This window comes from Pseudomonas sp. BS3767 (assembly GCF_900099665.1).
Taxonomy (GTDB): Bacteria; Pseudomonadota; Gammaproteobacteria; order Pseudomonadales; family Pseudomonadaceae; genus Aquipseudomonas; species Aquipseudomonas cerasi.
On record NZ_FNCX01000007.1, the window covers coordinates 86,540 to 113,184 of the forward strand.

26 protein-coding genes are annotated in these 26,645 nt (G+C 58.4%); 10 read left to right on the forward strand and 16 right to left on the reverse strand.

Features of this window, described 5'->3' with window-relative positions; translation table 11 throughout:
- Positions 1–28 precede the first annotated feature (28 nt).
- The 7 genes from BLR16_RS19475 (at position 29) to BLR16_RS19505 (ending at position 5,574) form a co-directional block, all read left to right on the forward strand.
- Positions 29–1,189 (forward strand): protein-glutamate methylesterase/protein-glutamine glutaminase, encoded by a 1,161-nt coding sequence (locus tag BLR16_RS19475; protein ID WP_058416901.1) that lies wholly within the window; start codon positions 29–31, stop codon positions 1,187–1,189.
- Positions 1,189–1,929, forward strand: coding sequence for a flagellar motor protein (locus tag BLR16_RS19480; protein ID WP_003436124.1), 741 nt, complete (start codon positions 1,189–1,191; stop codon positions 1,927–1,929). The genes BLR16_RS19475 and BLR16_RS19480 overlap by 1 nt, the downstream gene beginning before the upstream one ends.
- Positions 1,930–1,935: 6 nt before the next feature.
- Entirely contained in the window at positions 1,936–2,823 is an 888-nt protein-coding gene (gene motD, locus BLR16_RS19485; protein ID WP_003370193.1) for a flagellar motor protein MotD, read from the forward strand.
- Positions 2,824–2,868: 45 nt separating this feature from the next.
- On the forward strand, positions 2,869–3,657 hold the full coding sequence (locus BLR16_RS19490) for a ParA family protein (RefSeq protein WP_003370196.1): 789 nt from the start codon (positions 2,869–2,871) through the stop codon (positions 3,655–3,657).
- Between the two features lie 75 nt (positions 3,658–3,732).
- A complete protein-coding gene (locus BLR16_RS19495) occupies positions 3,733–4,635 on the forward strand; it encodes a CheW domain-containing protein (protein WP_003436127.1) in 903 nt (300 codons plus the stop codon).
- A gap of 57 nt (positions 4,636–4,692) precedes the next feature.
- The gene (locus tag BLR16_RS19500; RefSeq protein ID WP_003370201.1) at positions 4,693–5,172 is read left to right on the forward strand and encodes a chemotaxis protein CheW; all 480 of its coding nucleotides are present in this window, start codon (positions 4,693–4,695) and stop codon (positions 5,170–5,172) included.
- The gene (locus BLR16_RS19505; RefSeq protein WP_003370204.1) at positions 5,173–5,574 is read left to right on the forward strand and encodes a DUF2802 domain-containing protein; all 402 of its coding nucleotides are present in this window, start codon (positions 5,173–5,175) and stop codon (positions 5,572–5,574) included.
- Positions 5,575–5,892: 318 nt separating this feature from the next.
- Here BLR16_RS19505 and BLR16_RS19515 read toward each other — a convergent pair whose 3' ends face one another.
- Positions 5,893–6,441 carry an adenine phosphoribosyltransferase gene (locus tag BLR16_RS19515; RefSeq protein ID WP_003370206.1) on the reverse strand — a complete coding sequence of 183 codons (549 nt, stop codon included), beginning with the start codon at positions 6,439–6,441 and terminating at the stop codon, positions 5,893–5,895.
- A gap of 61 nt (positions 6,442–6,502) precedes the next feature.
- Complete coding sequence (fnr, locus tag BLR16_RS19520; RefSeq protein WP_003370208.1) at positions 6,503–7,237, reverse strand: fumarate/nitrate reduction transcriptional regulator Fnr; 735 nt, start codon at positions 7,235–7,237, stop codon at positions 6,503–6,505.
- Between the two features lie 152 nt (positions 7,238–7,389).
- On the opposite strand from fnr, the gene BLR16_RS19525 reads away from it, so the two are divergent.
- Complete coding sequence (locus tag BLR16_RS19525; RefSeq protein WP_003436132.1) at positions 7,390–7,857, forward strand: hypothetical protein; 468 nt, start codon at positions 7,390–7,392, stop codon at positions 7,855–7,857.
- 14 nt (positions 7,858–7,871) lie between these two features.
- Here the strand turns inward: BLR16_RS19525 and hemN are convergent, their stop codons facing one another.
- The 8 genes from hemN to BLR16_RS19565 form a co-directional block, all read right to left on the reverse strand.
- On the reverse strand, positions 7,872–9,254 hold the full coding sequence (hemN, locus tag BLR16_RS19530; RefSeq protein WP_060708030.1) for an oxygen-independent coproporphyrinogen III oxidase: 1,383 nt from the start codon (positions 9,252–9,254) through the stop codon (positions 7,872–7,874).
- 95 nt (positions 9,255–9,349) lie between these two features.
- Complete coding sequence (locus BLR16_RS19535; protein WP_044309019.1) at positions 9,350–10,033, reverse strand: sulfite exporter TauE/SafE family protein; 684 nt, start codon at positions 10,031–10,033, stop codon at positions 9,350–9,352.
- Positions 10,026–10,229: a cbb3-type cytochrome oxidase assembly protein CcoS gene (gene ccoS, locus BLR16_RS19540; RefSeq protein WP_058397980.1), complete on the reverse strand. Its 204-nt coding sequence runs from the start codon at positions 10,227–10,229 to the stop codon at positions 10,026–10,028. Before ccoS ends, BLR16_RS19535 begins: the two co-directional genes overlap by 8 nt.
- Positions 10,208–12,682, reverse strand: a complete 2,475-nt coding sequence (locus BLR16_RS19545) for a heavy metal translocating P-type ATPase (RefSeq protein WP_058397979.1) — start codon at positions 12,680–12,682, stop codon at positions 10,208–10,210. Before BLR16_RS19545 ends, ccoS begins: the two co-directional genes overlap by 22 nt.
- Positions 12,683–12,684: 2 nt before the next feature.
- Positions 12,685–13,221: a FixH family protein gene (locus BLR16_RS19550; RefSeq protein WP_054081569.1), complete on the reverse strand. Its 537-nt coding sequence runs from the start codon at positions 13,219–13,221 to the stop codon at positions 12,685–12,687.
- Positions 13,222–13,231: 10 nt separating this feature from the next.
- Entirely contained in the window at positions 13,232–14,644 is a 1,413-nt protein-coding gene (gene ccoG, locus BLR16_RS19555) for a cytochrome c oxidase accessory protein CcoG (protein ID WP_054081570.1), read from the reverse strand.
- 64 nt (positions 14,645–14,708) lie between these two features.
- Positions 14,709–15,161, reverse strand: a complete 453-nt coding sequence (locus BLR16_RS19560; protein ID WP_003436144.1) for a type II toxin-antitoxin system VapC family toxin — start codon at positions 15,159–15,161, stop codon at positions 14,709–14,711.
- Positions 15,161–15,412, reverse strand: coding sequence for a type II toxin-antitoxin system prevent-host-death family antitoxin (locus BLR16_RS19565; protein ID WP_002554250.1), 252 nt, complete (start codon positions 15,410–15,412; stop codon positions 15,161–15,163). Before BLR16_RS19565 ends, BLR16_RS19560 begins: the two co-directional genes overlap by 1 nt.
- A 515-nt stretch (positions 15,413–15,927) precedes the next feature.
- Between BLR16_RS19565 and BLR16_RS19570 the strand changes: the two genes are divergently transcribed.
- On the forward strand, positions 15,928–17,559 hold the full coding sequence (locus BLR16_RS19570; protein ID WP_074808712.1) for a metallophosphoesterase: 1,632 nt from the start codon (positions 15,928–15,930) through the stop codon (positions 17,557–17,559).
- Positions 17,560–17,629: 70 nt separating this feature from the next.
- Here the strand turns inward: BLR16_RS19570 and ccoP are convergent, their stop codons facing one another.
- Genes ccoP through ccoN form a run of 4 tightly spaced genes read right to left on the reverse strand, consistent with a single transcriptional unit; the run spans position 17,630 to position 20,851 of the window.
- A complete protein-coding gene (gene ccoP, locus BLR16_RS19575; protein WP_003436155.1) occupies positions 17,630–18,607 on the reverse strand; it encodes a cytochrome-c oxidase, cbb3-type subunit III in 978 nt (325 codons plus the stop codon).
- Positions 18,604–18,795, reverse strand: coding sequence for a CcoQ/FixQ family Cbb3-type cytochrome c oxidase assembly chaperone (locus BLR16_RS19580; RefSeq protein ID WP_003436156.1), 192 nt, complete (start codon positions 18,793–18,795; stop codon positions 18,604–18,606). Before BLR16_RS19580 ends, ccoP begins: the two co-directional genes overlap by 4 nt.
- A gap of 5 nt (positions 18,796–18,800) precedes the next feature.
- Complete coding sequence (gene ccoO / locus BLR16_RS19585; RefSeq protein ID WP_003370233.1) at positions 18,801–19,409, reverse strand: cytochrome-c oxidase, cbb3-type subunit II; 609 nt, start codon at positions 19,407–19,409, stop codon at positions 18,801–18,803.
- On the reverse strand, positions 19,409–20,851 hold the full coding sequence (gene ccoN / locus BLR16_RS19590) for a cytochrome-c oxidase, cbb3-type subunit I (RefSeq protein WP_003370235.1): 1,443 nt from the start codon (positions 20,849–20,851) through the stop codon (positions 19,409–19,411). Before ccoN ends, ccoO begins: the two co-directional genes overlap by 1 nt.
- A gap of 674 nt (positions 20,852–21,525) precedes the next feature.
- On the opposite strand from ccoN, the gene BLR16_RS19600 reads away from it, so the two are divergent.
- Complete coding sequence (locus BLR16_RS19600; RefSeq protein WP_058397974.1) at positions 21,526–22,215, forward strand: alpha/beta family hydrolase; 690 nt, start codon at positions 21,526–21,528, stop codon at positions 22,213–22,215.
- 318 nt (positions 22,216–22,533) lie between these two features.
- Here the strand turns inward: BLR16_RS19600 and BLR16_RS19610 are convergent, their stop codons facing one another.
- Positions 22,534–24,126 (reverse strand): Ig-like domain-containing protein, encoded by a 1,593-nt coding sequence (locus BLR16_RS19610; RefSeq protein WP_054081573.1) that lies wholly within the window; start codon positions 24,124–24,126, stop codon positions 22,534–22,536.
- Positions 24,127–24,177: 51 nt separating this feature from the next.
- Positions 24,178–26,058, reverse strand: a complete 1,881-nt coding sequence (locus tag BLR16_RS19615; RefSeq protein ID WP_054081574.1) for a hypothetical protein — start codon at positions 26,056–26,058, stop codon at positions 24,178–24,180.
- Positions 26,059–26,645: the final 587 nt, after the last annotated feature.

Consider the following 26,645-nt stretch of genomic DNA (forward strand, 5'->3'; position numbering starts at 1 on the left):
GCTGCCTGCGACACCTATTGGAGTGTTTATGGCAGTCAAGGTCCTGGTGGTGGATGATTCCGGTTTTTTCCGCCGCCGCGTTACGGAAATTCTTTCTTCGGACCCCAACATTGTAGTTGTCGGCACCGCCACCAACGGCAAGGAAGCGATTGAGCAGGCGCTGGCACTCAAGCCGGATGTCATCACCATGGACTACGAAATGCCGATGATGGATGGCATTACGGCAGTTCGCCACATCATGCAGCGTATCCCCACCCCGGTATTGATGTTCTCGTCGCTGACGCACGAAGGTGCGCGCGTGACGCTGGATGCTCTTGACGCCGGTGCGGTGGATTTCCTGCCCAAGAATTTCGAAGATATCTCGCGCAATCCGCAGAAGGTCAAGCAACTGCTGTGCGAGAAAATCAACAGCATTTCACGCAGCAACCGCCGTTCCAGCGGCTTCGGTTCAGCCAGTGCAGCTCCGGCCGCACCGGCTCCTTCGACGTTGTCCAGCCGCGCGTCTGCGCCAGCCCCTGCACCTGCCAGGACGGTGCCGTCACGCACGGCGACACCTGCTCCGGCTCCGGCTGCTCCGGCCACTCATGCGCCGGCGCACCCGACTACTTCAGGCACAGCCAAGCGTAAGGCCTACAAACTGGTGGCCATCGGCACCTCAACCGGCGGTCCGGTCGCGCTGCAACGGGTGCTGACTCAATTGCCAGCCAATTTTCCGGCACCACTGGTGCTGATTCAGCATATGCCTGCGGCGTTTACCAAGGCATTTGCCGAACGTCTCGACAAGCTCTGCAAGATCAGCGTCAAGGAAGCGGAAGACGGCGACGTGCTGCGTCCTGGCCTGGCGCTGCTGGCGCCGGGTGGCAAGCAGATGATGGTTGACGGGCGCGGTACGGTGAAGATTCTGCCGGGCGACGAACGTCTCAATTACAAGCCGTGCGTCGACATCACCTTTGGCTCGGCTGCCAAGTCCTACGGCGACAAGGTGCTCTCGGTGGTCCTGACTGGTATGGGTGCCGACGGCCGCGAGGGCGCGCGACTGCTCAAGCAGGCCGGCAGTACCGTGTGGGCGCAGGATGAAGCGAGCTGCGTGATTTATGGCATGCCGATGGCCATCGTCAAGGCCGAACTCGCGGATGCGATCTACAGCCTCGACGACATCGGTCGGCACTTGGTAGAGGCCTGTCTCTGATGGATGTACTGAGCCTTATCGGTCTGATTCTGGCGTTTGTCGCAATCATTGGTGGTAATTTTCTCGAAGGCGGGCACCTCGGTGCCTTGCTCAATGGCCCGGCAGCTCTGATCGTGCTGGGCGGTACGCTCGGTGCTTCGCTGTTGCAGTCGCCGATGAGTGCGTTCATGCGTGCCATGAAAATCATCCACTGGATCATTTTCCCGCCACGTATCGATCTGCCCGGTGGGGTTGACCGGGTCATCGGCTGGAGCATGACCGCCCGCAAAGAGGGCTTGCTGGGTCTTGAAACCGTAGCCGATTCCGAGCCAGACGGTTATGCCCGCAAAGGGTTGCAACTGTTGGTCGACGGTGCCGAGCCTGCAGCGATTCGCAGCATTCTTGAAGTGGATTTCATCACCCAGGAAACCCGCGATATCCAGGCTGCGAAAGTATTCGAAAGCATGGGCGGCTACGCGCCGACCGTGGGTATCATCGGCGCGGTCATGGGCCTGATTCATGTCATGGGCAACCTGGCTGACCCCAGTCAACTGGGCAGCGGTATCGCCGTCGCCTTCGTTGCCACGATCTATGGCGTGGCCATGGCCAACCTGATCCTCCTGCCAGTGGCGAATAAGCTCAAGGCCATCGCCCACCGTCAGGCGCGCTATCGCGAAATGTTGCTTGAAGGTCTGTTGTCCATCGCCGAGGGTGAGAACCCGCGCTCCATCGAACTCAAGCTGCAAGGCTTCATGGAGTAACAGCGCATGGCTCGCCGTCGTCAGGTCGAAGAACATGAAAATCACGAACGCTGGCTGGTGTCGTATGCCGACTTCATTACCTTGCTGTTCGCGTTTTTCGTGGTGATGTACTCGATTTCCTCGGTCAACGAAGGCAAGTACAAGATTCTGTCCCAGGCATTGGTCGGTGTGTTCAATGACACCGAACGCACCATGAAGCCGATCCCCATCGGTGAGCAGCGCCCGGTTTCAGTCAAGCCCGCCGAGCCGCTGGTCAAGGACAGCGAGCAGACTGACGCAGGCATAGGTCAGGCGTCCGATGACCCGTTGCAGACCATTGCCCAGGACGTGCGCGATGCGTTCGGTGACCTGATCAAGTCCGACCAGATGACTGTGCGCGGCAACGAACTGTGGATCGAGATCGAACTCAACTCCAGCATGCTTTTCGGCAGTGGCGATGCGATGCCCAGCGACAAGGCCTTCACCATCATCGAAAAGGTCGCCGGGATCGTCAAACGCTTCGACAACCCGATCCATGTCGAGGGCTTTACCGACGACCAGCCGATCAGCACTGCACAATTTCCGACCAACTGGGAGCTGTCTTCAGCACGTTCTGCCAGCATTGTGCGCATGCTCGCCATGGACGGTGTCAATCCGGCGCGTCTCGCTTCGGTGGGCTATGGTGAGTTTCAGCCGATCGCCCCCAACACCAGCACCGTCGGACGCGCCAAGAACCGCCGTGTAGTGCTGGTTATCTCGCGCAATCTGGATGTTCGCCGCAGCCTGACCAGTGCTGGATCGGCCAATGTGCAACCGGATGCCGCATTGAGGCGTGCTGGCACACAAACTGCACCGGTGCCAGCAAAGCCGCCGGTACGCGCGAACGCCGTCAATTCTCCGTCACCCGCCCCCTAAACATCGTATCGGTATGGTCGTCGCTGTACGGAAGGAAAAACATTAATGAGAGTCTGGGCAGTAGCCAACCAGAAAGGTGGAGTCGGAAAGACCACCACGACCATTGCCCTGGCCGGTTTGCTGGCCGATTCAGGCAAGCGCGTGGTCGTGGTCGATCTGGACCCTCACGGCTCCATGACCAGTTATTTCGGGCATAACCCGGACGAACTGGAACACAGTGCTTTCGATCTGTTTCTGCATAAAGGCGCGGTGCCGGAGGGTCTTCCCGGCCAGTTGCTGCTGCCTACCAGCGATAAACGTATCTCGCTGATACCCTCCAGCACCGCGCTCGCCACACTGGAGCGTCAATCACCGGGTCAGAGCGGCCTGGGCCTGGTTGTCGCAAAAAGTCTGGCTCAGTTGTGGCAGGATTTTGACTATGCGTTGATCGACAGTCCGCCGCTGCTGGGCGTTCTCATGGTCAATGCTCTGGCGGCCAGCCAGCAGCTGGCGATTCCGGTGCAGACCGAGTTTCTGGCCGTGAAAGGTCTGGAGCGCATGGTCAATACGCTGACCATGATCAACCGTTCGCGCAAGGTGCCGCTGCCTTATACCATCGTGCCGACATTGTTCGACCGTCGTACCCAGGCATCGCTGGGCACCTTGAAATTGCTGCGCGACAGCTTCCCCGAGCATGTCTGGCAAGCCTATGTGCCGGTCGATACACGATTGCGCGATGCCAGCCGACTGGGGCTTACGCCGTCGCAGAACGACAGCAAGAGTCGTGGTGTGATCGCTTACCGGGCATTGCTCAAGCATATGCTCGCCGAGCAGCTCAATGCGCAGGTGGCCTGACGTGAACGTCTACTCTTTCTACATTGTTTGCTCAAGTGATGCCTCAATGCGGCCGATAACTGTATCAGGCTGCACATGCTCCATTTTTTGTTGGGCCCCGGTATGAACCGCCCTGTAGAAGTTGCAACACGACCCAAACTGGCTTTGCAGTCCTACCTGGACGCATTGTTGTACGACGCGACTGAAGTGCTCGAAGAGCCCGTCAGCAGCATCGATGAATTTCAGGCGGCTGTGCTCGAAGAGCAGGCCTTTGATGCGCGGATGCAAGCGCAGATCAAGCCGCTGGCCGTCGCGGTTGCCGCACCGGCTCCGGTGGCGGTAGCGGTCAAGGTTGAGGCGCCTGCGCCAGTGGTTGAAGTCGCTCCGGTGATCGTTGCCGAAGCGCTGCAGGTTGAAGTGGCTCAGGTTGAGGAGGCAGTGCCAACCGTTGCGCTGGTAGAACCGGTCGCCGAGTTGAGCACGCTGGCAGCCCAGCGTACACCGACACCACCGCCGACCAGTGATGGTCGTCCGGCATGGGCTGCCGAGCCGTTCGAATGCCTGTTGTTCGATGTGGCCGGTCTGACACTGGCGGTTCCGTTGGTGTGCCTGGGGTCGATTTATCCGCTGGCGGGGCAGGAGCTGACGCCGCTGTTCGGTCAGCCGGACTGGTTTCTCGGGATCCTGCCTTGTCAGGCAGGCAACCTGAAAGTGTTGGATACGGCGCGCTGGATCATGCCTGATCGCTACCGCGACGATTTTCGCCAGGGATTGCAGTACGTGATTTCGGTGCAGGGATACGAGTGGGGGCTGGCGGTGCATCAGGTCAGTCGTTCGTTGCGTCTTGATCCGAACGAGATCAAATGGCGCGCGCAGCGAGGTCATCGTCCATGGCTGGCGGGCACGGTCATCGAGCACATGTGCGCGTTGCTGGATGTTGCAGAGTTGGCCGAGCTGATAGCCAGTGGCGCGGTCAAGCAGTTGAACAAGTCGAAATAATCATGGGTCGGTGCCAGTGGCGTCACCTGCAAAGAACACACGTGAGGGGTTGGGGTTATGAATAAGTCGTCTGCACAAGGTTCCGAAGATCCTATTCTGCAATGGGTTACGTTCCGCCTGGACAACGAGTCCTATGGCATCAACGTAATGCAGGTGCAGGAAGTGCTGCGCTACACTGAAATCGCCCCGGTGCCGGGTGCGCCAAGCTACGTACTGGGCATTATCAACCTGCGCGGTAACGTCGTGACCGTGATCGATACCCGTCAGCGTTTTGGTCTGGCCCCGGTTGAAGTCAGCGACAATACGCGTATCGTGATCATCGAAGCCGACAAGCAAGTGGTCGGTATCCTGGTCGACAGCGTGGCGGAAGTGGTTTACTTGCGTCAGTCAGAAGTTGAAACTGCGCCTAACGTCGGTAACGACGAATCGGCCAAGTTCATTCAGGGCGTTTGCAACAAGAACGGCGAACTGTTGATTCTGGTTGAACTGGACAAAATGATGTCCGAAGAAGAGTGGTCCGAGCTGGAGAACATCTGATTGATCTTTGAGGTAGCTGTCGTCTTCCTGGGCATTCTCTGGGTTGTCACCCTGTTTATGTTCCTGGCCCATACCAGGCGTCAGCGCAAGCTCGACGCCGGGCGTGACGAGGCGGCTGCCTTGCGGGATCAGCGGATCAAGGAGTTGGCCAGGCGTCTGGACAACTACCAGAACGGCACGGTGCGCATGGGCGAAGCGTTGCATGAGCTGCGTGCCGTCGTTGCGCCGTTGCCCGACAAGCTCACCGCCCTGGAGCAGCGCGATCCCTCCACGCTGTCCTTCGCCCAGGCCGCCCGTCTGGTCGGCATGGGTGCCAGCATCGACGAGCTGACCCAGTCCTGCGGCCTGACCCAGGCCGAAGCGCAATTGATGACCAAACTGCACGGTAATACAGCGAGCTAGTTTCTCGTTCGTATGGCTATCGTTCCCACGCTCCGCGTGGTAATGCAGTTCGTGACGCTCTGCGTCACACAGCGGTTCTGCGACTTCAGATGCATTGAGGTTCGACTCAGGTCACCTTTTCGCCCCTCGGCGAGTTACTTTGACGGGCCAAAGTAACCAAACCCCCTCGCTCCTGTTTCCGGCCCCACTTCGTCGGGTTCCTTCGTCCTGTCACTAACGTCGCACTCTGCGTCGTCAGTGCCATCGCGATAAAAAAGCGCATTTACGATAGCCGTGAGCGCTGGAGAGTTTGGAACCTGTAACTCAGTCCCTGCGCCCTTACTGCTCGTCCAGCGCAAACTCGGTCAGACAGAACGTCGGGATCTTCAGGTCGTTAAGACGCTTGGAACCGCCCAGTTCCGGCAGGTCGATAATCGCAGCGGCCTCGTACACTTCGGCACCCATACGGCGGATCAAATTGGCGGCGGCGATCAGCGTGCCTCCGGTCGCGATCAGGTCATCGAACATGATGACCGAGTCACCTTCGCACAGGCTGTCGGCATGCACCTCCAGATACGCTTCGCCGTATTCGGTCTGATACGCCTCTGACAGTACATCGGCAGGCAGTTTGCCTTGTTTGCGGAACAGCACCAGCGGCTTGTTCAACTGATAGGCAACCACCGAACCAATCAGAAACCCCCGCGCGTCCATGACGCCGATATGGCTGAACTCGGCATCGATGTAGCGCTGCACGAAGCTGTCAATCACCTGACGGGTGGCCTTGGGCGATTGGAACAGGGGCGTGATATCGCGGAAGACCACGCCCGGCTTGGGAAAGTCCACGACCGGGCGGATGAGGGATTTGAAGTTCGATTGATCGAAAGTCATCAGGGGGTTCCATGGCAGTTTTGGCCGACAGTTTAAGCCGACCCGCCAAAGATCGCACGTTTCAGCTTTGCATCGACCCGCCAGCCAGCGCACACAGCTCGATGGGGGCGAGGATGTGAATCTCTTTGCCCTCGGCAGAAATCAGCTGATTTTGCTGGAACCGGGTGAATACACGGGACACCGTCTCGACTGCCAGACCCAGGTGATTACCGATTTCATTGCGCGACATGCTCAGTCGGAACTGATTGGCCGAAAAGCCTCTGGCGCGGAAGCGTGCAGACAGATTGATCAGAAAGGTGGCGATACGCTCATCGGCGGTCTTTTTCGAGAGCAGCAGCATCATTTGCTGATCGTCGCGGATCTCACGGCTCATGACGCGCATCAACTGCCGACGCAGCTGCGGCAGTTTCACGGACAGTTCGTCCAGACGCTCGAAAGGGATCTCGCAGACCGATGTGGTTTCCAGTGCCTGCGCCGAGACCGGGTAAGCCTCGGCGTCCATGCCTGACATGCCCACCAGTTCGCTGGGCAGGTGAAAGCCGGTGAGCTGTTCTTCACCGCTGTCACTGATATTGAAGGTTTTCAGTGCCCCGGAACGCACCGCGTAGACCGACTCGAAGGTGTCCCCCTGACGAAACAGAAACTCGCCTTTTTTCAGGGGGCGGCCGCGTTTGACGATCTGGTCAAGGCAGTCCATGTCTTCGGTATTCAACGAAAGGGGCAGGCACAACGGCGCGAGACTGCAATCCTTGCAATGAGCCTGGGTTTGAGCGCGCGACTTGACTGGCTCGGACATCACTTAATTCCTTGTGGGAAATCACACATAAGCTGTAAGGGTAACTCACCCGTGCTTGTCGGGGCCAGCCCGCAAATCTTTCGCAGTCATCAAGGTCGCAGACTGTCTGCCGATAACCCTGTATTCCTTCAGCCACATCAGGATGCCTTGGCATGTCAACGACACTCCCGTTGATCAACAGCATTACGATACGGACTGCGACCTCGCAGACCACCTACAGTTATGCCGAGCAAAGCACTGCCGAGACATCTGCAAGCGAGACAAAGGGCATACAGGTCAATTTGTCCGCAGAAGGCAAGGCGGCTGCTTCATCGTCCTCCAAAAACGCCGATATCGAGCAGAGCGGCCTGCCTGCTTCCGTGCAGAAGATCCTCAAGGCGATTCGCGAGCTTCAGCGCAGGATCGAGGAAACCATGGAGCAGATCCAGAAGGCCCTGAATGACCCCAGCCTGAGCCCCGAGGAGCGACGGACCAAGGCCGCGGCACTGCAGACCGTGCTCAGCACGTTGCAGGCGCAGGTGAGCAATTCCACGGCCGATATGTCGTCGCTCATGAACGGCCTGGGCTCCAGTGACGCCGACAAGACCAAGGCGGGGATGCTGGTTCTGGCCAAAATGTAGAGCCTGGACGCGGGTCATATCACTCGGGAGAACTGCTGTCTGTTGTGCCGGGTCAGGTAAGCATCGAAGACCATGCACACTGCGCGTACCAGCAGTCGGCCTGCCGGTCTGACTTCAATGCCCGTCTCACTCAGCGAAATCAGCCCGTCGCTGGCCATGCCGAGCAGTTGCGGCCACGCTTCGCTGAAATAGTCCCTGAAATCGATGCAAAAGGTCTTCTCGATCTCGCCGAAATCCAGGGTGAAGCCGCAGATCAATTGCTGAATGATGGCGCGCCTGATGCGGTCGTCATCGTGGCAGATCAGTCCACGTCGAGTTGCGGGCTGGTCGCTGTCCAGCAGCCTCAGATACTCGCTCAGGTCGCTGCTGTTCTGGCTGTACAGCTCACCGACCTGACTGATGGCCGAGACACCCAGGCCGATCAGGTCGCAGTGACCGTGCGTGGTATAGCCCTGAAAGTTGCGTTGCAGGGTCAGGTCTTCCTGAGCGATGGCCAGGTCGTCGTCGGGCAGGGCGAAATGGTCCATGCCGATGTAGCGATAACCGGCGTTGCCCAATTGCTCGACGGTGCGCTCCAGCATCAGCAGTTTGCTCGCTGCATCCGGCAGATCCGCAGCGTCGATGCGCCGCTGCGGCATGAAGCGCTCGGGCAGATGCGCATAGTTGAACACCGACAACCGATCGGGCTGCAGATCGATGACCTTGTCCACGGTGTGGCTGAAAGTCTGCGGGTTCTGTGCGGGCAGGCCGTAGATCAGATCAATATTCACCGAACGAAATTGCAGCGTGCGCGCCGCTTCGACTATCGCGCGGGTCTCTTCCAGGCTTTGCATGCGGTTGATCGCCCGCTGCACCGTCGGGTCAAGGTCCTGCACGCCCAGGCTGACCCGGTTGAAACCCAGCTCGCGCAGCATTCCCATCGTCGACCAGTCCGCTTCGCGAGGATCAATCTCGATGCCATAGTCGCCGGAATCGTCGTCCAGCAGGTTGAAGTGTGAGCGCAGTTGCGCCATCAAGCGGCGCAGTTCGTCGTGACTGAGAAAGGTCGGCGTACCACCGCCCAGGTGCAGTTGCTCTACCACCTGATCGTGCGCCAGGTGACAGGCGAGCATTCGCATCTCGTGTTCGAGCCGTTTCAGGTAGGCCTGAGCCCGTCCGCGGTCCTTGGTGATGACTTTGTTGCAGGCGCAGTAGTAGCAAATGTTCGCGCAGAAGGGCAGATGCACGTAAAGCGACAACGGACGTGATGCCTTGCGGCTTTCGCGCAGCGCATGCAGCAGGTCGAAGGCGCCCACTTGGGTATCGAACTGCGCTGCAGTCGGATAGGACGTATAGCGCGGCCCCGCCACATCGTAACGATGGATCAGGTCTGAATCCCAACGAATGGCGTCAAACATGCGCGCGTTTCCCGGTCTGGCTGGCGATGTCGCGAGCATACGCAGGAGGCCGGGGGGCGGCGTTGATGTGGATCAAGTGGCAAGAGCTGCCAGCGTCAGTGCCCCATCAGCCAGTGCTGGTGGGGGCCTGGCAAGGTCCAGATACCGAAGACCATCACCAGCAAACCTCCCGCCATGCGCACACCACGCTTGCGTAACAAGACCGTGGTGCGCTCGGCAGCCAGACCGGTGGCCAGCAGAACCGGCCAGGTGCCCAGCCCGAAGGCCAGCATCAGCAGCGCGCTGTCGAGAGGGTTGCCCTGACTGGCGGCCCACAGCAGGGCGCTGTAGACCAGCCCGCAAGGCAGCCAGCCCCACAGCGCACCGAGCATCACGGCGCGCGGCACACTGGACACCGGCAACAGTCGACTGGCCAAGGGTTGCAAATAGCGCCACAGGCCTCGGCCGAGACGTTCTATATAAGTGAGCCCGCTCCACCAGCCGGCCAGGTACAGCCCCATCATGATCAGCAATACGGCAGCGACGATGCGCAAGCCCGTCGCCAGCGGACTTTGTGCCACCGCCCAGCCGACCAGTCCGGAACACAGGCCAGCTGCGGCGTAACTGAGAATGCGCCCCAGGTTGTAGGCCAGCAGCAAACGAAACCGGCGACTGCGCTGTTCCTTGGGGATGGCCAGCGTCAGGGCGCCCATCAGGCCACCGCACATGCCCAGGCAGTGACCACCGCCCAGCAGCCCGAGAATGAACGCCGAGAACAGCATCGAGGCGAGTTCAAACATCGCGTTTCTCGTCCGGGCCCGACTGCGGAGACTCAGGCGGGACATGCTCCACAGGCGGCGTGTCATCGAACAAGATGCTGTGTGCCGGACCTTCCATGTCGTCGTACTGACCGCTGTCCACTGCCCAGAAGAACACGTAGATCGCCACGCTCACCAGCAGCAGAGCGGCAGGGATCATGATGTAAAGGGCGGGCATGAAACCTCCGGTGCAGATTGGGGGGCAAGGGCACGACGCGGCAGGCGGGTCAGGCGCAAGGCGTTGAGCACTACCGTCAGTGAACTGATCGACATGCCGATCGCCGCCCACACCGGAGTGATCCAGCCCAGGGCCGCGAAGGGCAGCATGAGGCCATTGTACAGACCGGCCCAGAGCAGGTTTTCGATAATGACGCTACGCGTGCGTCGGGCCAGATTCAGCGCGTCGATCAGCACCGGGAGGCGGTTGCACAGCAGCACTGCGTCAGCGCTGGTTTTGGCGAGGTCGGTGGCCGAGCCCATCGCCACACTGATGTCGGCTGCTGCCATGACCGGTACGTCGTTCACCCCGTCACCGATCATCAGCACCTTGCGCCCCTGAGCCTGAAGCCGGCGCAGCACCTCCAGCTTATCGTCCGGGCGCAGGCCGCCACGCGCCTCGTCGATGCCCAGCGCCTGCGCGACGCTGTCAACCATCGGTGAGCTGTCGCCTGACAACAGCAGCGTTTTCCAGCCTCGCGACCGGCATGCCTGTAACAGGATGTCGGCATCCTCGCGCAGTCGGTCGTCCAGCACCAGCCATGCGAGAGGGCCCTGCGTATCGCCCAGCAACAGCCATTGGCCGCAACGCCCGGTTGGCAAGGGTGTTTCAGCACCGCTCAGCGCGCAGACGAATGCCGCCTCGCCGATGCGCAGCAGATGCCCGTCAACACGACCTTCCAGCCCCAATCCCGGTGTGCTGAGCACCTCTTCGGCAGCCTTTGGTGCTCGACCGAACGCGCGGGCGATGGGGTGCTCGGAGCGGTTTTCCAGGGCCGCCGCCAGTTCCAGGCAGCGATTGGCGTCCAGCTCGCGCAATGGGTGAATGCTGCGCAACGTCAGGCGTCCTTCGGTCAGAGTGCCGGTCTTGTCGAAGATGACCGTGTCGATCTGGTTGAGGCCTTCGAGCACATGACCCCGGGTCAGCAGCAGGCCGAGTTTGTGCAGCGTGCCGGTCGCCGCAGTCAAGGCGGTCGGTGTCGCCAACGAGAGTGCGCAGGGGCAGGTGGCGACGAGCATGGCCAGGACGATCCAGAATGCGCGCGATGCGTCCAGCTGCCACCAGATCACCCCGATCAGTGCGGCCGCGATCAGCGAAAACAGCAGAAAGGTCTGTGCCGCCCGGTCGGCAATCTGCGCGAGTCGGGGCTTTTCTGCCTGCGCGCGTTCGAGCAGCCGGACAATGGCCGAAAGACGGGTTTCGTGGCCCAGCGCCGTCACGGCAACGGTCAGTGGGCTTTCGACATTCAGCGTTCCTGCGGTGACCGCATCGCCCACTCTGCGCATCTGTGGCAAGTATTCGCCGGTCAACAGCGATTCATCGATACTGGAGCGACCCTCAAGGATTTTGCCATCGGCCGGTATCACTGCACCGGGCTGTACCAGCACCCGATCGGCCAAGTGCAGTTCGCTGAGCATGATGCGCTGGCTCTGGCCGTCGTCGCTGAGGCGCAGGCATGAGGCGGGCAGCACGTTGACCAGTTGGGCCGTGGCCGCTGCCGTGCGCTCGCGGGCGCGGCGTTCCAGGTAACGTCCTGCCAGCAGGAACAGTGCAAACATGCCGACGGCATCGAAATACAGCTCGCCAGCGCCGGTGACGGCGGTCCAGATCCCCGCGGCGTAGGCCGCGCCTATTGCCAGCGACACCGAGACATCCATTGTCAGGTGACGGCTGCGCAGGTCGCGCAAGGCACCGCGAAAGAATGGCGCGCAACTGTAGAAGACGATCGGCGTGGTCAGAAACAGCGCCACCCAGCGCAGAATGGTGTGCATCTGCGGGCTGAGGTCGATATTGAATTCCGGCCAGGTGGCCATGGTGGCCATCATGGCCTGAAACCACAGCAGGCCGGCTACGCCCAGTTGTCGCAACGCCAGACGATTGTCACGCGCCAGGCGTTCGGCTGCGCGGTCGGCCTGCCATGGATGGGCGACATAGCCAATCGCGTGCAGCTCGCTCAGCAATTGGCTGAGCGCAAGCTGGTCGGGGTGCCAGCGTACCAGCAGGCGATGAGTGGACAGATTCAGGCGCGCTTCGGCCACTGCTGGCAGCCGCCCCAAGCGTTGCTCGATCAGCCAGCCGCAGGCCGCGCAACTGATGCCTTCGACAAGCAGGGTGGCTTCTGAAAGGTCGCCGTCGTGGCGCACGAAGGGCGCCTGTACGTCGGTGCGGTCGTAGAGCACCAGTTCCTCGAACGATTGGCTGGGCAGGCTTTCCGGGTTGGCCGAGGTTTCACTGCGATGGCGGTAATAGTTGTCCAGACCGCTGGCGACGATGGCCTCGGTCACTGCCTGACAACCGGGGCAGCACAGCTGTCGGGTGGCACCGAGCACTACCGCGTTGAAATGGCTGCCCGCTGGAACCGATAAGCCGCAGTGGTAGCAGTGCAGCGGAGCAGGAGAGGAGGGCTTGGCCACGCTCAGTCTTTCCGGCGTTGCGCGGCTTGCAGGGGCTCGTCACCCAGGGTCACGTCGTCAGTGCCGATCTGTTCCTCCTCGAAGAGGCGCCAGGTCTGCTCGCCTTCGACACCCAGCAGTTCCACAAAACGCCGACCATCGACCTTGTCCTGCAACTGACCGATGTAACGGCCCGGTTCCGACGGGCTGCGGGTCAGGAACACCCGGCGATCACTGGCAGGGCGCGTGGGCGAAATGAGGTTGAGTTCCAGACGCTCCGGGTTGCTGTTGCCGCTCAGGTCCAGCCCGACTTCTCCGGTCAGCTCATCCAGGTGCAGGCGCGCGTGCAGTTTGAGGGTCTGGGCGAGCACTTCGCGATTCAACGAGCGATTGATGCCTTTGCCGGCCTCGTAATAGTTATCGGTGACCAGCGGATCCGGGTGGGTCACGGCGATGAACACCATCGACAGGCTCAAGGTCACCGAACCGGTGAGGATGGCGATGATGATCCATGGCCAGAGGTGCCGGTACCAGGGGCTTGCAGCAGTCGCAGCGGGCATGACGGTGCTCTTAACGAATGGGTGGGCCGAGGAAGCGGCTTTGGGTCTCGACCTGAGTATCGCTGTCGATGTCCTTGAGGGTAAAGGTTACCTCGTTGCTGTGCGACGGCAGTTTTTCCGGCGCACTGGACAGCTCCACCGGCAGGCTGACGATTTCGCCCGCCGGGACACTGATTTCCCGACGGCCCTGCAGTCTCAGGTCGGGCAGGCCGCTGGCCTGCAGCACATAGGTGTGGTCCACCTGATCCTTGTTCATCACTTTCAGGCTGTAGACGTTTTCGATCCGGCCTTCGGCGTTTTCCCGGAACAGCATGCGGTCCTTGCTGACCTCCAGACCCACCAGCGTGCGCATGCAGAAAGCAGCCGTCAGCAGCGCAATCATCAGCAGCAGGACCAGCGCATAACCGACCAGACGTGGGCGCAGAGTGCGGGTGCGTTGCCCGGACAGATTGTGTTCGGTGGTGTAGCGAATCAGGCCGCGAGGGTAGTCCATCTTGTCCATGACCGTATCGCAGGCATCGACGCACGCCGCACAGCTGATGCACTCCACCTGCAGGCCGTCACGAATGTCGATGCCGGTCGGGCAGACCTGCACGCACATCGTGCAGTCGATACAGTCACCCAGCCCCAGTGCATGAGGATCAGCCTCCTTCTTGCGCGGGCCTCGGGCTTCGCCACGATTCTGGTCGTAGGAGATGATCAGTGTGTCCTTGTCGAACATCACGCTCTGGAATCGCGCATAGGGGCACATGTAAATGCATACCTGTTCGCGCAGCCAGCCGGCATTCAGGTAAGTGGCCAGGGTAAAGAAACCGACCCAGAAATAGGCCCAGCCATCCGCCTGGCCCGTGAACAGATCCACGCACAGCGCGCGGATGGGTGAGAAATACCCGACGAAGGTCATGCCGGTGGCAAGCCCGATCAGCAGCCACAGGCTGTGCTTGGCGAACTTGCGCAGCAGTTTGCCGGCACTCATCGGGGCATGGTCGAGCCTGATACGCTGGTTGCGGTCGCCTTCAGTGACTTTCTCGCACCACATGAAGATCCAGGTCCAGACACTCTGCGGGCAGGTATAGCCACACCAGACCCGGCCGGCATAAACGGTGATGAAGAACAGCCCGAACGCTGCAACGATCAGAATGCCGGACAAGAGGATGAAATCCTGTGGCCAGAACGTCGCGCCGAAGATGTAGAACTTGCGTTCCGGCAGGTTCCACCAGACCGCCTGATGCCCGCTTCGATTCAGCCAGACCGTGCCGAAGAAGATAAGCAGCAACAGGGCGCCGCCGAGCATCCGCACATTTCGAAACAGACCCTTGAACGCGCGGGTCTGGATTTTCTCGCGCGAAGCGTAGAGGTCGGTGAATTCGCCGTTTATTTCGGATGCCGGGGTGATGTCGTGTACTGGAATCTGCTTGGTCATCGATGAGTCCAGCGGCGGTGGCCTGGCCCCGGCCTATAAAGGTCTGGCAGGTTCACACCCGCGTTCAACGTGATGCACGTGAATAAACGGCCGCTTCTTCATTCAACTGGCTGACCCAGGGATTGAGCAGCGCGACCCCGCACGACTGAAAGTCCATTGTGTTGCGTGTGACCACGGTCATGCCATGCACCAGCGCAGTGGCGGCGATCAGCGCATCGCTTTCGCTGCGCGGGTCGGGAACGTGCAATTGCGCGCAGCGCCTTGCGACCTGAGTGTCGACTGTCAGGATACGTCCGGCGAACGCCTTCATTACATGCTGCTCAAGCCACATTCGCAATGCTGCGCCCTGTGCCGGGTCGCGGCGTTCGATACGCAGGATACCTGTTTCGAGCTCAAGAATCGTGATGGACGAGATGAACAGGCTGGAGGCCATCTGTGTTCGCGACCAACGGAGCACGTTCGCATCGGCGTTGCGTTTTCTGAGTTCGGACACCACGTCGGTGTCGAGCAGGAACATCAGGACAGGTCAACCTGTCGGGGCGTGATCACGGCGCGCTGAGGCTCGAACTCGATATCGATGTCAGTGGGCATTATCAGCATGTCGGCGATGCTTGCCGCACTGCCGGTCAGCTTCAGGTAATCCTCGATGCAAAGCAGCACATGGGCCGGGCGGCCGCGGTCGGTAATGAACACCGGACCTTCGTTAGCCGCTTTCTTGGCCCCGCTGGTGTCTTGGTTGAATTCGCGGCTTGAGAGGGTTGTTGTCATGAAAGCGACCTCTGGAATGGGCAGACACATCGTTGTCATAATGAGCAATTCTAAGCGTGTAGAGATGTAACTACAATGCGTGCAGTGACGCAAATTACTACCGCGCACTGCTTGCCTGGTATCCCGATGCTAAAAATCCACTTGGTCTGATGGTTCCTGACGCAGCATATGGGTCAGCTTTGCTGACTACGGCGTATGCAGTGCTTATCTGCATGCGCGTCAGTGCGCGTCGCCAGCTTCTCTTGGTATTTCAGATTGTAAAAATGCAAAATTTATTACCGAAGCCCGTCACGTAGGCGTGGAGTAATAAGCAGCCCCTATGACTGGGCTACTTATTAAACGTCGTGCCGTTTGTCACTCAAAGAACTGCCATCGGTATCTAATAGCCGACCTATCAGTTCTGATAGTAGAGTTTTAGCAGATGTTTGTAATAATGAGTACAGCCGAAATGCTCTGAGTAACGCTCTCTGTCCGTGTTTTGGTTCTGGGGTTTTAGTTTTCATGAGGGTTTTGATATGTCTAACTACAGGCTTTTTCCTTGTGCGTTGTTCAGCACATTGTTATTGATGTGCGGGTGCGTTAGTGATGTGAAAAATGAAAGCCCAGACGCTGTGGCGAGCGCGGTCGGGCCGAAGGGCATAATAAGGCATATTATATTTGCTTCTGACCCTCAATACCCTTGGTCAAAGGATAAAAAAAACATAGAGGACAGTCTGGGCGCTTTGCCGCACCAGCAATCGCAGGACGTCCTACTGCCATCCCGTTCCTCGGTTAACGAGGTCAGTACTGAAGACCTCATCAGAAATCAATATTCTGCGATACAAAAATGGCGTGCCGGAGCCATGGGCGGGACAGGCAATAACCCGGTCATCATAAACGGAGACATGACGGCGTTTGGCCATGGCGATGAAAGGGCATTTTTGTACGGGACACTGGATTCAATATTGTCGACGAATTGGTATTTTGGACTGGGTAATCATGATTATAAGAACAATGTGGGTAACTGCCAAAACAACGGCTGCGCCAGAGACAGTATGAACGACCTCATTGGCCGGATGGGCGGTAATAATATGGATTACAGTCTGGATAATGGCGGTGGTCTTCCTCCAACCAAGCGATATTCCGGAAGCTTTGCTTACTATAAAGATTTGGGTAGGGTACGGTATATTCAATTGAATCTGGAGCCTTCTTATATCAACTGGTTTTATTCCTTAGGCACACCGCTGGTCAGGTCAAAGTATGAGTTTGATATCCAGTCACCTGTCGAAAATGGTTGGCTGGAGCGTGTGCTGATAGATGCAAGGGCTCAGAGGAAATTCGTTATTATCGGCATGCATGATCCGGCTGAATGGACGTATTCCCCTAACTCGCGCACGAGAGAAATATTGACTCGGTTCCGTAACTTACTAAAGCTCTACGATGTTTCAGCTATCTTTGCGGGCCACTTCCACGCCAGCGCTGGACGCTACTCCAGCACTTATGATGGGGTGCCTGTTTTTCTGAGTGGCTCGGCAACTGAAGAAACTTTTCTCATTGTTGATGTCAATGAAAGTTCTAGTCTTTTTCAGGTTTGGCTCGTTAAGAACAATAATCCGCAAGCCGCTCAATATTTGGGTGCGTTGCCGTTGAAACTGTCCGTTGCTGTTCCTCCCGTTGACGAATATGACAATGCAGGGCTTTGGGGGCGCTGGGGGGGCACGGCATCTTGTTCAGAGACGCAGCATATAAATGGTTTTCAGGTCAAAGCGGAAAAGTGGCAAGGTAACAGTGACGATACAGCCATCAACGCGATCGTTATGTATTGCAATAATAATCAGGTATTAAGGAGCGAGGAAGCGGGCTGGGGAGACTGGACCGCGATCGTTCGCTGTCCTTCAGGCAAAGCTGTGGACGGGTTTCAGTTGAAAATGGAGGCTCATCAAGGAAACGGTGACGACACTGCGGTGGACTCCGTCAGGCTCGTCTGTGAAGGAGGTCAGTATATAGCTGCACCTTACGACACAAACTATGGTGTCTGGAGGAAAACTTACCGTTGCCCCACCGGAATGGTTGCCACCGGCTTTGAAACCCGCGTCGAAATCTATCAGGGTAGCGATGACGATTCTGCGTTGAACGGCATGCGGATGAGATGCAGTCCCAAGCCTTGATCTGTCGCTGATGGCAGTCGTAGTTTTTTGCGCTATCACGATGCCAGGTTTTGCTATCGGCAAAACAACATCACTTGGGCTCTGCCGGTTTCTCCTGACGCGACAGGCTGTAAACATAGGCAGCCAGAATGTGAACCCGGTCATTGCCTTGCAGTGCCTGCTGAGCAGGCATCTGGCCCTGGCGGCCATCACGAATGGTCTGCTGCAACTGCGCGAAGCTGGAACCGTAGATAAACGCGTTGGGGTGGGTCAGGTCCGGCGCGCCGAGAATCGGCATTCCCTTGCCCTCTGGCCCATGACAGGCAACGCACAGGCTGGCGAAGGTCTTTTGTCCGGCCACCGGGTCAGCTTTCGCATCCTCCGGTAGCGGGCGGGCGTCCAGCTGCGTCAGCACGTAGGCCGCCACATCGCGAACACCCTGTTCGCCGAGCACGCTGCCCAGAGCCGGCATCACGCCCATACGCCCGGCGAGGATGGAGGTCTTGATCGCCTGGGCATCGCCTCCCCAACGCCAGTCGGCATCGGTCAGGTTGGGGAAGCCGTAGGCACCTTTCGCGTCAGAGCCGTGGCAGACCGAGCAGTTGGAGGCAAACAGGCGTGCACCGATTTTCAACGCCTGCGGATCTTTGGCCACTTCCTCGACGGGCATGGCGGCGTACCTGGCAAACAGCGGCCCGTAGCGGGCTTCGGCGTTTGCCACTTCCCGCTCCCATTCGTGGACACTGGTCCAGCCTTGCTGGCCGTCGGCGAATTGCGTCTTGCTGTCTTGGTCCCGGTATTCATAACCCGGCAGCAAACCCTGCCAGTTGCCCAGTCCCGGGTACAGGAGCAGATAGCCCAGCGCAAAGACGATGGTCGCCAGAAACAGGTAGAACCACCATCTGGGCAATGGGTTGTCGTATTCCTCGATACCGTCGAACGTGTGGCCGACGGTTTCATCTGTCGGTTCGTCGGGCTGACCTTTGCGCGTGGACAGCAGCAGCCAGAGCATGGCGATGATGGTGCCCAGGGTCAGGACCGCGACGTACAGGCTCCAGAAGGTACTCATGGTTGGTCTCCCCGTTCAGCTCTGGCGCGCTCGACCTTGCCGATGGCCTCGGGGTCATCCGCGAAAGGCAGCAGAGTCGCGTCGTCGAAGTCTGCCTTGCGGGCAGGGCTGAACACCCACAGCATCAGGCCGATGAACGCCACCATCACGACCAGTGTGCCAAGGCCTCGAATCATTCCGATGTCCATCATGATCACCGTTTGCTCTTGATGAGCGTGCCAAGGCCTTGCAGATAGGCCACCAGCGCGTCCATTTCGGTCTTGCCCTGCACCGCAGCCGCCGCACCGGCGATATCCGTGTCGGTGTAAGGGGTGCCGAGGGTACGCAGCACCTGCAGCTTTTTCGCAGTCTGCGTGCTGTCGATGGTCTTCTCGGCCAGAAACGGATAAGCCGGCATGATCGAGGTCGGGACCAGGTCGCGCGGGTTGTTCAGGTGTACACGGTGCCACTCGTCCGAGTAACGACCGCCGATCCGTGCCAGGTCCGGCCCGGTGCGTTTGGAGCCCCACAGGAAAGGATGATCCCAGACGCTTTCGCCTGCCACCGAGTAATGCCCGTAGCGCTCGGTTTCGGCGCGCAGCGGTCGGATCATCTGCGAGTGGCAACCGACGCAGCCGTTGGCGATGAATACATCACGGCCTTCCACCTCAAGCGCGCTGCGTGGCTTCATGCCCTCGATAGGCTGGTTGGTCACGTCCTGAAAAAACAGCGGGACGATCTGCGTCAGTCCGCCGATGCTCACGGCAATCACCATGAAGAAGGCCAGCAGGCCGATGTTTTTTTCCAGCGCATCATGCTTCATCAATGCGCCCCCGCGACTGCGATGCGGGTGGCCGCCTCGGCCGCCTGCGGGTCCGAGGCACGTATCGTACGCACGACGTTGTAGGCCATCAGCAACATACCGCTGGTGAAAATCGCGCCGCCGATGGCCCGCACGATATAGCCCAGGTGGCTGGCCTGCATGGTTTCGATGAAGGAATAGGTCAACGTGCCATCGTCGTTCACCGCGCGCCACATCAGGCCCTGGGTGATGCCATTGACCCACATCGAGGTGATGTAAAGCACGGTGCCGACGGTCGCGAGCCAGAAGTGTGTGTTGATCAGGCTGACGCTGTACATATGCGGTCGGGCATAGAGTTTCGGAATCATGTGGTAGATCGATCCGATGGTAATCATCGCGACCCAGCCCAGCGCCCCGGCGTGGACATGGCCGATGGTCCAGTCCGTGTAGTGCGAAAGCGAGTTGACGGTCTTGATTGCCATCATCGGGCCTTCGAAGGTCGACATGCCATAGAACGCCAGCGAGACCACCAGAAAGCGCAGTATCGAATCGGTCCGCAACTTATGCCACGCGCCCGACAGCGTCATCATGCCGTTGATCATCCCGCCCCAGCTGGGCACCAGCAGAATGATCGACATGACCATGCCCAGCGACTGCGCCCAGTCCGGCAGCGCGGTGTAGTGCAGATGGTGCGGACCGGCCCAGATATACAGGGTGATCAATGCCCAGAAATGCACGATGGATAAACGATAGGAGTAGACCGGGCGCTCGGCCTGCTTGGGCACGAAGTAATACATCATGCCGAGAAAACCGGTGGTCAGGAAAAAACCGACGGCATTGTGTCCGTACCACCACTGGATCATGGCGTCGGTCGCGCCAGCGTAGGCCGAATAGGATTTGAACAGGCTGACCGGCAACGAGATATGGTTGACGATGTGCAGCATGCCGGTCACCACGATGAACGCGCCGTAGAACCAGTTGGCGACGTAGATATGCCGGGTGCGGCGTTTGACGATGGTGCCGAAAAACACTGCAGCGTAGGCGGCCCAGACGATGGCCAGCAGAATCGCCACCGGCCATTCGAGCTCGGCATATTCCTTGGTGGTGGTGTAGCCCATCGGCAGGGTCACGATGGCGCCGACGATCACGGCCTGCCAGCCCCAGAAGGTGAAGGCCGCCAGACCATCGGAAATCAGCCGCGTCTGGCAAGTGCGTTGCACCACGTAATAAGAGGTGGCGAACAGCGCGCAGCCGCCGAAGGCAAAGATCACCAGATTGGTGTGCAGCGGGCGCAGGCGTCCGAAGGTGGTCCATTCAAGTTCCAGGTTCAGCCCTGGCCAGACCAGTTGCGAAGCAATGAACACGCCCAGGCTCATGCCGACCACACCCCAGACCACAGCCATGATGGCAAACTGGCGCACCACGGTGTAGTTGTAGGTTGTAGGACTGATTGTTGTGCTCATTGCAGACTTCCACGATTCAGAGGGTTACCGCAGACGTAATCGGGCCAGGGCGATGCAGCGCTGGCAATCGCATCGAAGCACACCGAAGAGGCAGGGGCAGGAACAGACAGGCACATCAATGAGCGTCAAAGGGCTGCGGCAGACGCGTGTCACGAGTTTAGCGTTGAAACAGGGGGTGTGGGAAGTCGCAGGTTCTGTACGAAAAGATGCTGCGCAATGCGTCAGCGAGTATTCCGCACCCCGTTGCAGGGTGCGGAGTTCACGCATCGCCGCTGGACTGGAACACAGCGGTGGCGACCTTCGCGTACAGACGAGTTGATCAGGACCCGCGCAAAGACTGTCACGTATGTTCAGTCGGCAGTAACACCTGTCATTGCCCAGCAAATCGGCCTGAGCAGGCATATGACTCTGGTGACCGACTCAGCGGTGTTGTTGCAGTGTGCGAGGCCAGTGCCGTCAATGAAACCGCCCGGCGGTGTCAGGTTTGGGGCGCTCATCGCCTGGGTACTTTACCTAGTGCACCTTGACAGAGTACCCGGGCAGACCTGAATGGCGGCTGTCCGACGGGGCGGGGCGTCTTGATGCGCCGTGCGCTCGCGATTCGTACGGGATTCGCGACCCGGTTCGCCGCTATAGTGATGGGCTACTTTGCGACCCACCTGAATGAGGCAAACATGAGCAACGGCTTTAAGCCCGGTATCGGTCAGGATCAATGGCTGCAGCTGGTCAGTGAAAGAGGCTGGCTGTGGACGCCCGCGCAACTTGCGGGTGCGCTGGACGCGCCGACCCTGTTGCTGGCGCATGGTGCAGGTGCACCGATGGACAGCGACTTCATGAACCGCATGGCGGCTGATCTGGCGGCGCAAGGTATCAGCGTCCTGCGCTTCGAGTTTCCTTATATGGCGCAGCGGCGTCGGGGCGGCAGCAAGCGTCCACCCAATCCACAGGCACAATTGCTGGAATGCTGGAGAGAGGTGTTCGCCTGTGTGCGTGCTCACATCCGCGGGCGTCTGGCGGTCGGCGGCAAATCAATGGGCGGGCGGATGGCCAGCCTGATCGCCGATGAGCTTGAGGTCGATGCGCTGGTGTGTCTAGGGTATCCGTTCTACGCCGTGGGCAAGCCTGAAAAACCACGCGTGGCGCATCTGGCCGACCTTAAGACACCCACACTGATCGTGCAGGGCGAACGCGACGCGCTAGGCAATCGCGAAGCCGTAGAAGGCTATGCATTGTCGAGTGCCATTCGGCTGCACTGGTTGCCGACTGCCAATCACGACCTCAAACCCCTGAAGGTCGCGGGTATCAGCCATGAGCACTGCCTGGCTGAGTCCGCGAGAGAGATTGCCGGGTTCCTGCGCGTCTGAGTCACCGGCAAGGCAGGCCGATGGTGGTTCGCATTTTACCCACCTTGCCGTCGGCGATGACCTGCCATATCCACTGAGCGGGGGACTGTTCCAGCTCCGATCTCAGCGTCAGCCGACCTGTCAGTGAGGACGTCCTGAAAGGCTGTGAGTTGATGCTCGCGGCAAAGCGGCCTTCATGGGTTGCAGGTTGAACGCAGCGTTGGTGTGAGGGAGTCGGACGGTGCATGGGCTGGCCCTGGGAAACTCCTGAAAACGGTGACAGGGCGTTACGCCTTTAGCGCAACGCCCTGCCGGATGAACAATGGGTTCAGCAATCGGTCATCTGATGCCTACGCCGAGACTGGAATTGTGACTCTTCAGTTTGAAGTTGCCGCCAGTGACCATGTTTTTCACGTAATACCAGTTCCATCCGCCGATGCCGGCGCTTGAAACAGTCGACGACCAATAGTTGCCGTTGCCCATCGGCCAGCGATTGCCGTACAGGTTGTAGATCTCCACCAGTTCGTGAATGGTCGGAATCCTCGCGCTGTTGTTGCCCGCATTTTTGCTGATCTGAGAAAAGCTGCCGCTGCCCAGACCGATGCAATGGATGACGCCGGTGACGGTGATTAGGTAGCTTTTACTCGCGCCCGAAGCATCGGTCGCCGTAATGGTGGCTGTGCCGTTGCCTCGAACCGAGGTCAGGCCATTGCTGTCCACTTTCGCGACCAGCGGGTCGCTCGAAGCGTACTGATAGGGTGCCTGTCCGCCACTGGCCTGACGCAGAAGGGTGGTATCGGACGGGAAGTTCGGCAACAGGTCCGGCGAGCCCGGAAGCAGATACACCTTGCCAGCCAGCGTGACCGGCGAGGTGTCCAGCAGCAACTCGGGCTGCGCTGCCAGAATCTGCAAGGCCAGCATGCCGGATACCTGCACCAGACCGTTGACGCGATTGACCACATAAGAAATCGCCACCGTCTGCCCGGCGTTTGCCGTTACCAGAGCAAACGCAAACAGCATCTCCAGCGTCTTGCCGGCTTCTGCGCTCGACAGGGTCTTTTCCTGGGTGTCACTGCCGTTCGGCCCTTGCCATTGCACGATCACCTGATCGCCGGCTTTCAGGTTGGCGGTGGCGTCGATCACCACGGTTGCACCGGATGAAGCGTTGGCCGGGTCGAGTATGGTGCCGATGGCTTCTTTTATGGTTGGGGTGGGCAGGGGCGTTGCTTGCGCGAGTTGCAGCTTCACGTCCACCGACTCCGAGGCCATGGACAGATTCCCTGCCAGATCTGTAATCGTGTAGTAGACCGGCGCCTCAATGTCACCGATCAACTCCAGAAACGGCCTGGCGAAGTCGACCATTGTTCGTTTAAGACCCACGTCATCACTGCTCACCACCGCCATCGGACCGGGCAGATCATTCCAGTAGGTGCGGACAACATCGCCCTCCTGCATGCCGTTGTAGCTGGCAATCGTCCCTGAAAGCACGTTACCCATGGTTTGCAGTTCTTCTGAGGTCAGACCGTTCTGTACCTGCGTGGGAAAAATGATGGGGGCCAGCAGCGGATCGCCAGGCGGGGTAAGGTCTACGATTACAACTGTCTCGGCAGAAAACTCGACGACCATATTGATCGGGTTTTCGACCGCGTAAGCCACCGAGTGACGGCCTTCCGTCAACAGCTCGGATGGAATGTGCAGCATGAGATCGTCACCTGGCATCTGCGAAAGCAGTATCTCTTTCTTGAGACCAATAAGCACTCCATCGAAGTACAGCTGATAGGTATAGCCGGGGCGCGCGCCTTGCCAGACGTTCAACAGCACTTCGAGGGGCGTGTTCAAACTGTCGACGGGTAATAGTCCACCGTTCAAGGCGGCTGCGATGACTGGCGAAGTCAGCACGTTTTCTTTTTTTTCAGTCGCAAGGTTATACATGGGCGTTCCTTCTACGTGTAAAAGTTGCGGGCCTGGTGAGCCCGCAACGGTTTAGCGACTCAGACAGGTAAAGTCGGTAGGTTTAAGCATATGCACGATGACGCGAGTGACCGTGGAGGTTGCCGGACTTTGATTGCTGCCTTCGACAGGGTCGACGGTATAACTCGCCTCCGCAAACCCGGTGCAAATAAGCAGTGTGTTGATCTGAGGGACCTTGAATACATGCCCTTGCACAACATCCACTTCATCGAGCTTACGAGTCGTCACATAAGTAGCGGCTTCGATGGGATTGTTGAAGTCGTCAAAACCCTTGAACGTGAAGGTGATCTTCTGGCCCTCGGCAATATTTACATAAGGTGAGACTTTTACATCGGCACCGTCTGGATTTTCATTGGGCCCCAGCACTCCGTTGGACGTGAGATTGAACGTGGGCCCGGTCAATCCGTTTTCGCCACCGGGTTGCTCTTCTCGAGACCGTACTGTTACAGGCTGAGTCGGACTCGTCATACTGTTTGGGTTTCCTGTACGCGTGACTGTGAAGTACACCGGAATGGCCTCGCCGGTGCCTTGCAACTTCATCAGCTCGTTATCAATCGGAATAATCAAGTCTCTTGCCGCTGCAACGTCGCTAGACCGTATTTGATACCACTGCGTTTTTACCTGATTGCCCCAGTACAGGTTCAAATCATCATTGATTTCGAATCCCGTATTCCAGAGCACTACGCCTCTGCCGTTCAACTCGTAATCGTCTTCGTCGATGAAGTTGTCCTGGGTGTTCGGGTTTTGTACGCTCGTCCCTTGTATCGTCAAATTGTTCAAGGGGGTGGGGAAGGGAAGTGTTGTAAAAACGTCTATGTGGGTGTCCAGCGATGTGCCGGTCAGTTCGCCGTTGCGAAACACTTCATAATGAACCGCGGTGTCGCCTTGCGGACCTTGGGCAATGGCCTCAAATGGCAGTTTCAACGTGAGTATGACGGCTTCATTTTCGTCGCCAGGTGCAACGAAGACAGGGGTCAAGGGATTATTGGTGCCCCAGAATAGCTGGATGCTATCAAGCGCCGCCGCGCCTGGATAATGGGGGATGTCGACCAATACTCCGGCCTGAGCTTCCAGATAATCAATCAGATCGCCTACCGCTTGATCAATGACAGGTGCCGGATAATCAGAAGGCAAGTCGTTCAGCCTTAATTTCACCGCTACAGTGTTCGAGAGGATTGAAGGGTTTCCTGCACGGTCGATGACCTGGTAACACACCTGCTTTTCTTCCTCCCCCAACGTTTGCAGAAACGCTCGTGTAAAAGTGACCGAGACCTTGTCCAGACCCATGTCGGTTTCGTTGACGACGGCAGTGGGGCCTACGATATCTCCCCACCTGGTCAGAATGCGGTCATGCTTGGCCATACCGGTGTAGCCGGGAATCTGCACATCAAGTTGGCCACCCAGTTGATCGAGCTCGGCGGCAGTCAGACCATTCTGGATCTCGGCTGGGAACTGTATGGCAGCAAGCTCCGGAGCGCCTGGCGCTGTCCGGTCGATCTGAATCCGGAAAATTTCCGATCTCTGTTCTACCTGATTGATCGGATTGACAACGACGTACGCGACATCGTGGAAACCTTCCAGCAACAGCTCGGCCGGGATCTCCAAGTGCAGGGGGTCTCCTGGTGCATGTGAGGGCAGAATCAGTTTTTGGGGGCCAGTCGCGATACTGTTGAACAGCAGTTGATATGTGTAACCAGGAAGTGCCGCTGGCCATACAACGAGATCGACCGTCAACGGTTGTGATGCCTCAGCGACCGGTATGAGCCCTGGCGTATCCTGATCATGAAATGCGCCTGCAATATCGGGTGCGGCCAATACAAGATTCAAGTTTCTATGCCTGTTTCCGGAAATTGAAACAGGTGTTGGGAGATAATTGTTTGAGCAATTTTTCATGTGTAGAGGCCTTATCATTAAAATTTTGTAGGGGATTTCCTACTTTTTTCGAACGTGTTTCTGAATGAGATTTTTTTGGTTGGTACTTGGCGAAAGAGCCAATGATGTTCTCAGTCAAAATTGGACGTAATAGGGTTTTGGTGGGCTGGTCAAGTGGTTGTATGGGGATTATTTAATTAGTTTGAGAGTTTTTTGCTTGGCGCCCATTTGGATGCTCGCTGTAAGAAACTTCTTATATTATTTTGGGAAGGCTCCTACGTTTTGGGTATTGAACAGGGCCAGGGTTTATGAATTAAGTAAGCTATCTTTCCACTCTCAAAAAAACGAGGAGATGGACGGTGTCTAGTAGAAAAAGTAACGTCGTTAAGTCGCGGGGTGGCGCGTTTCAACTTGCCGTGATTGCCTTTGGCGCTCTCGCTAATGTACAGGCGTCGGCAGCGGCATCGGGCGATAATAATGGTCTGCCTTTAGACACTGCAGCAGTCACCGGATTGTGGCCGGATGAAGAGTTGCCAGATGAAACCGTTAGACGGGCTGAAATCATTACCGTAGGTCCTGATACTCCTTTCGATTCTTATCACATTGGT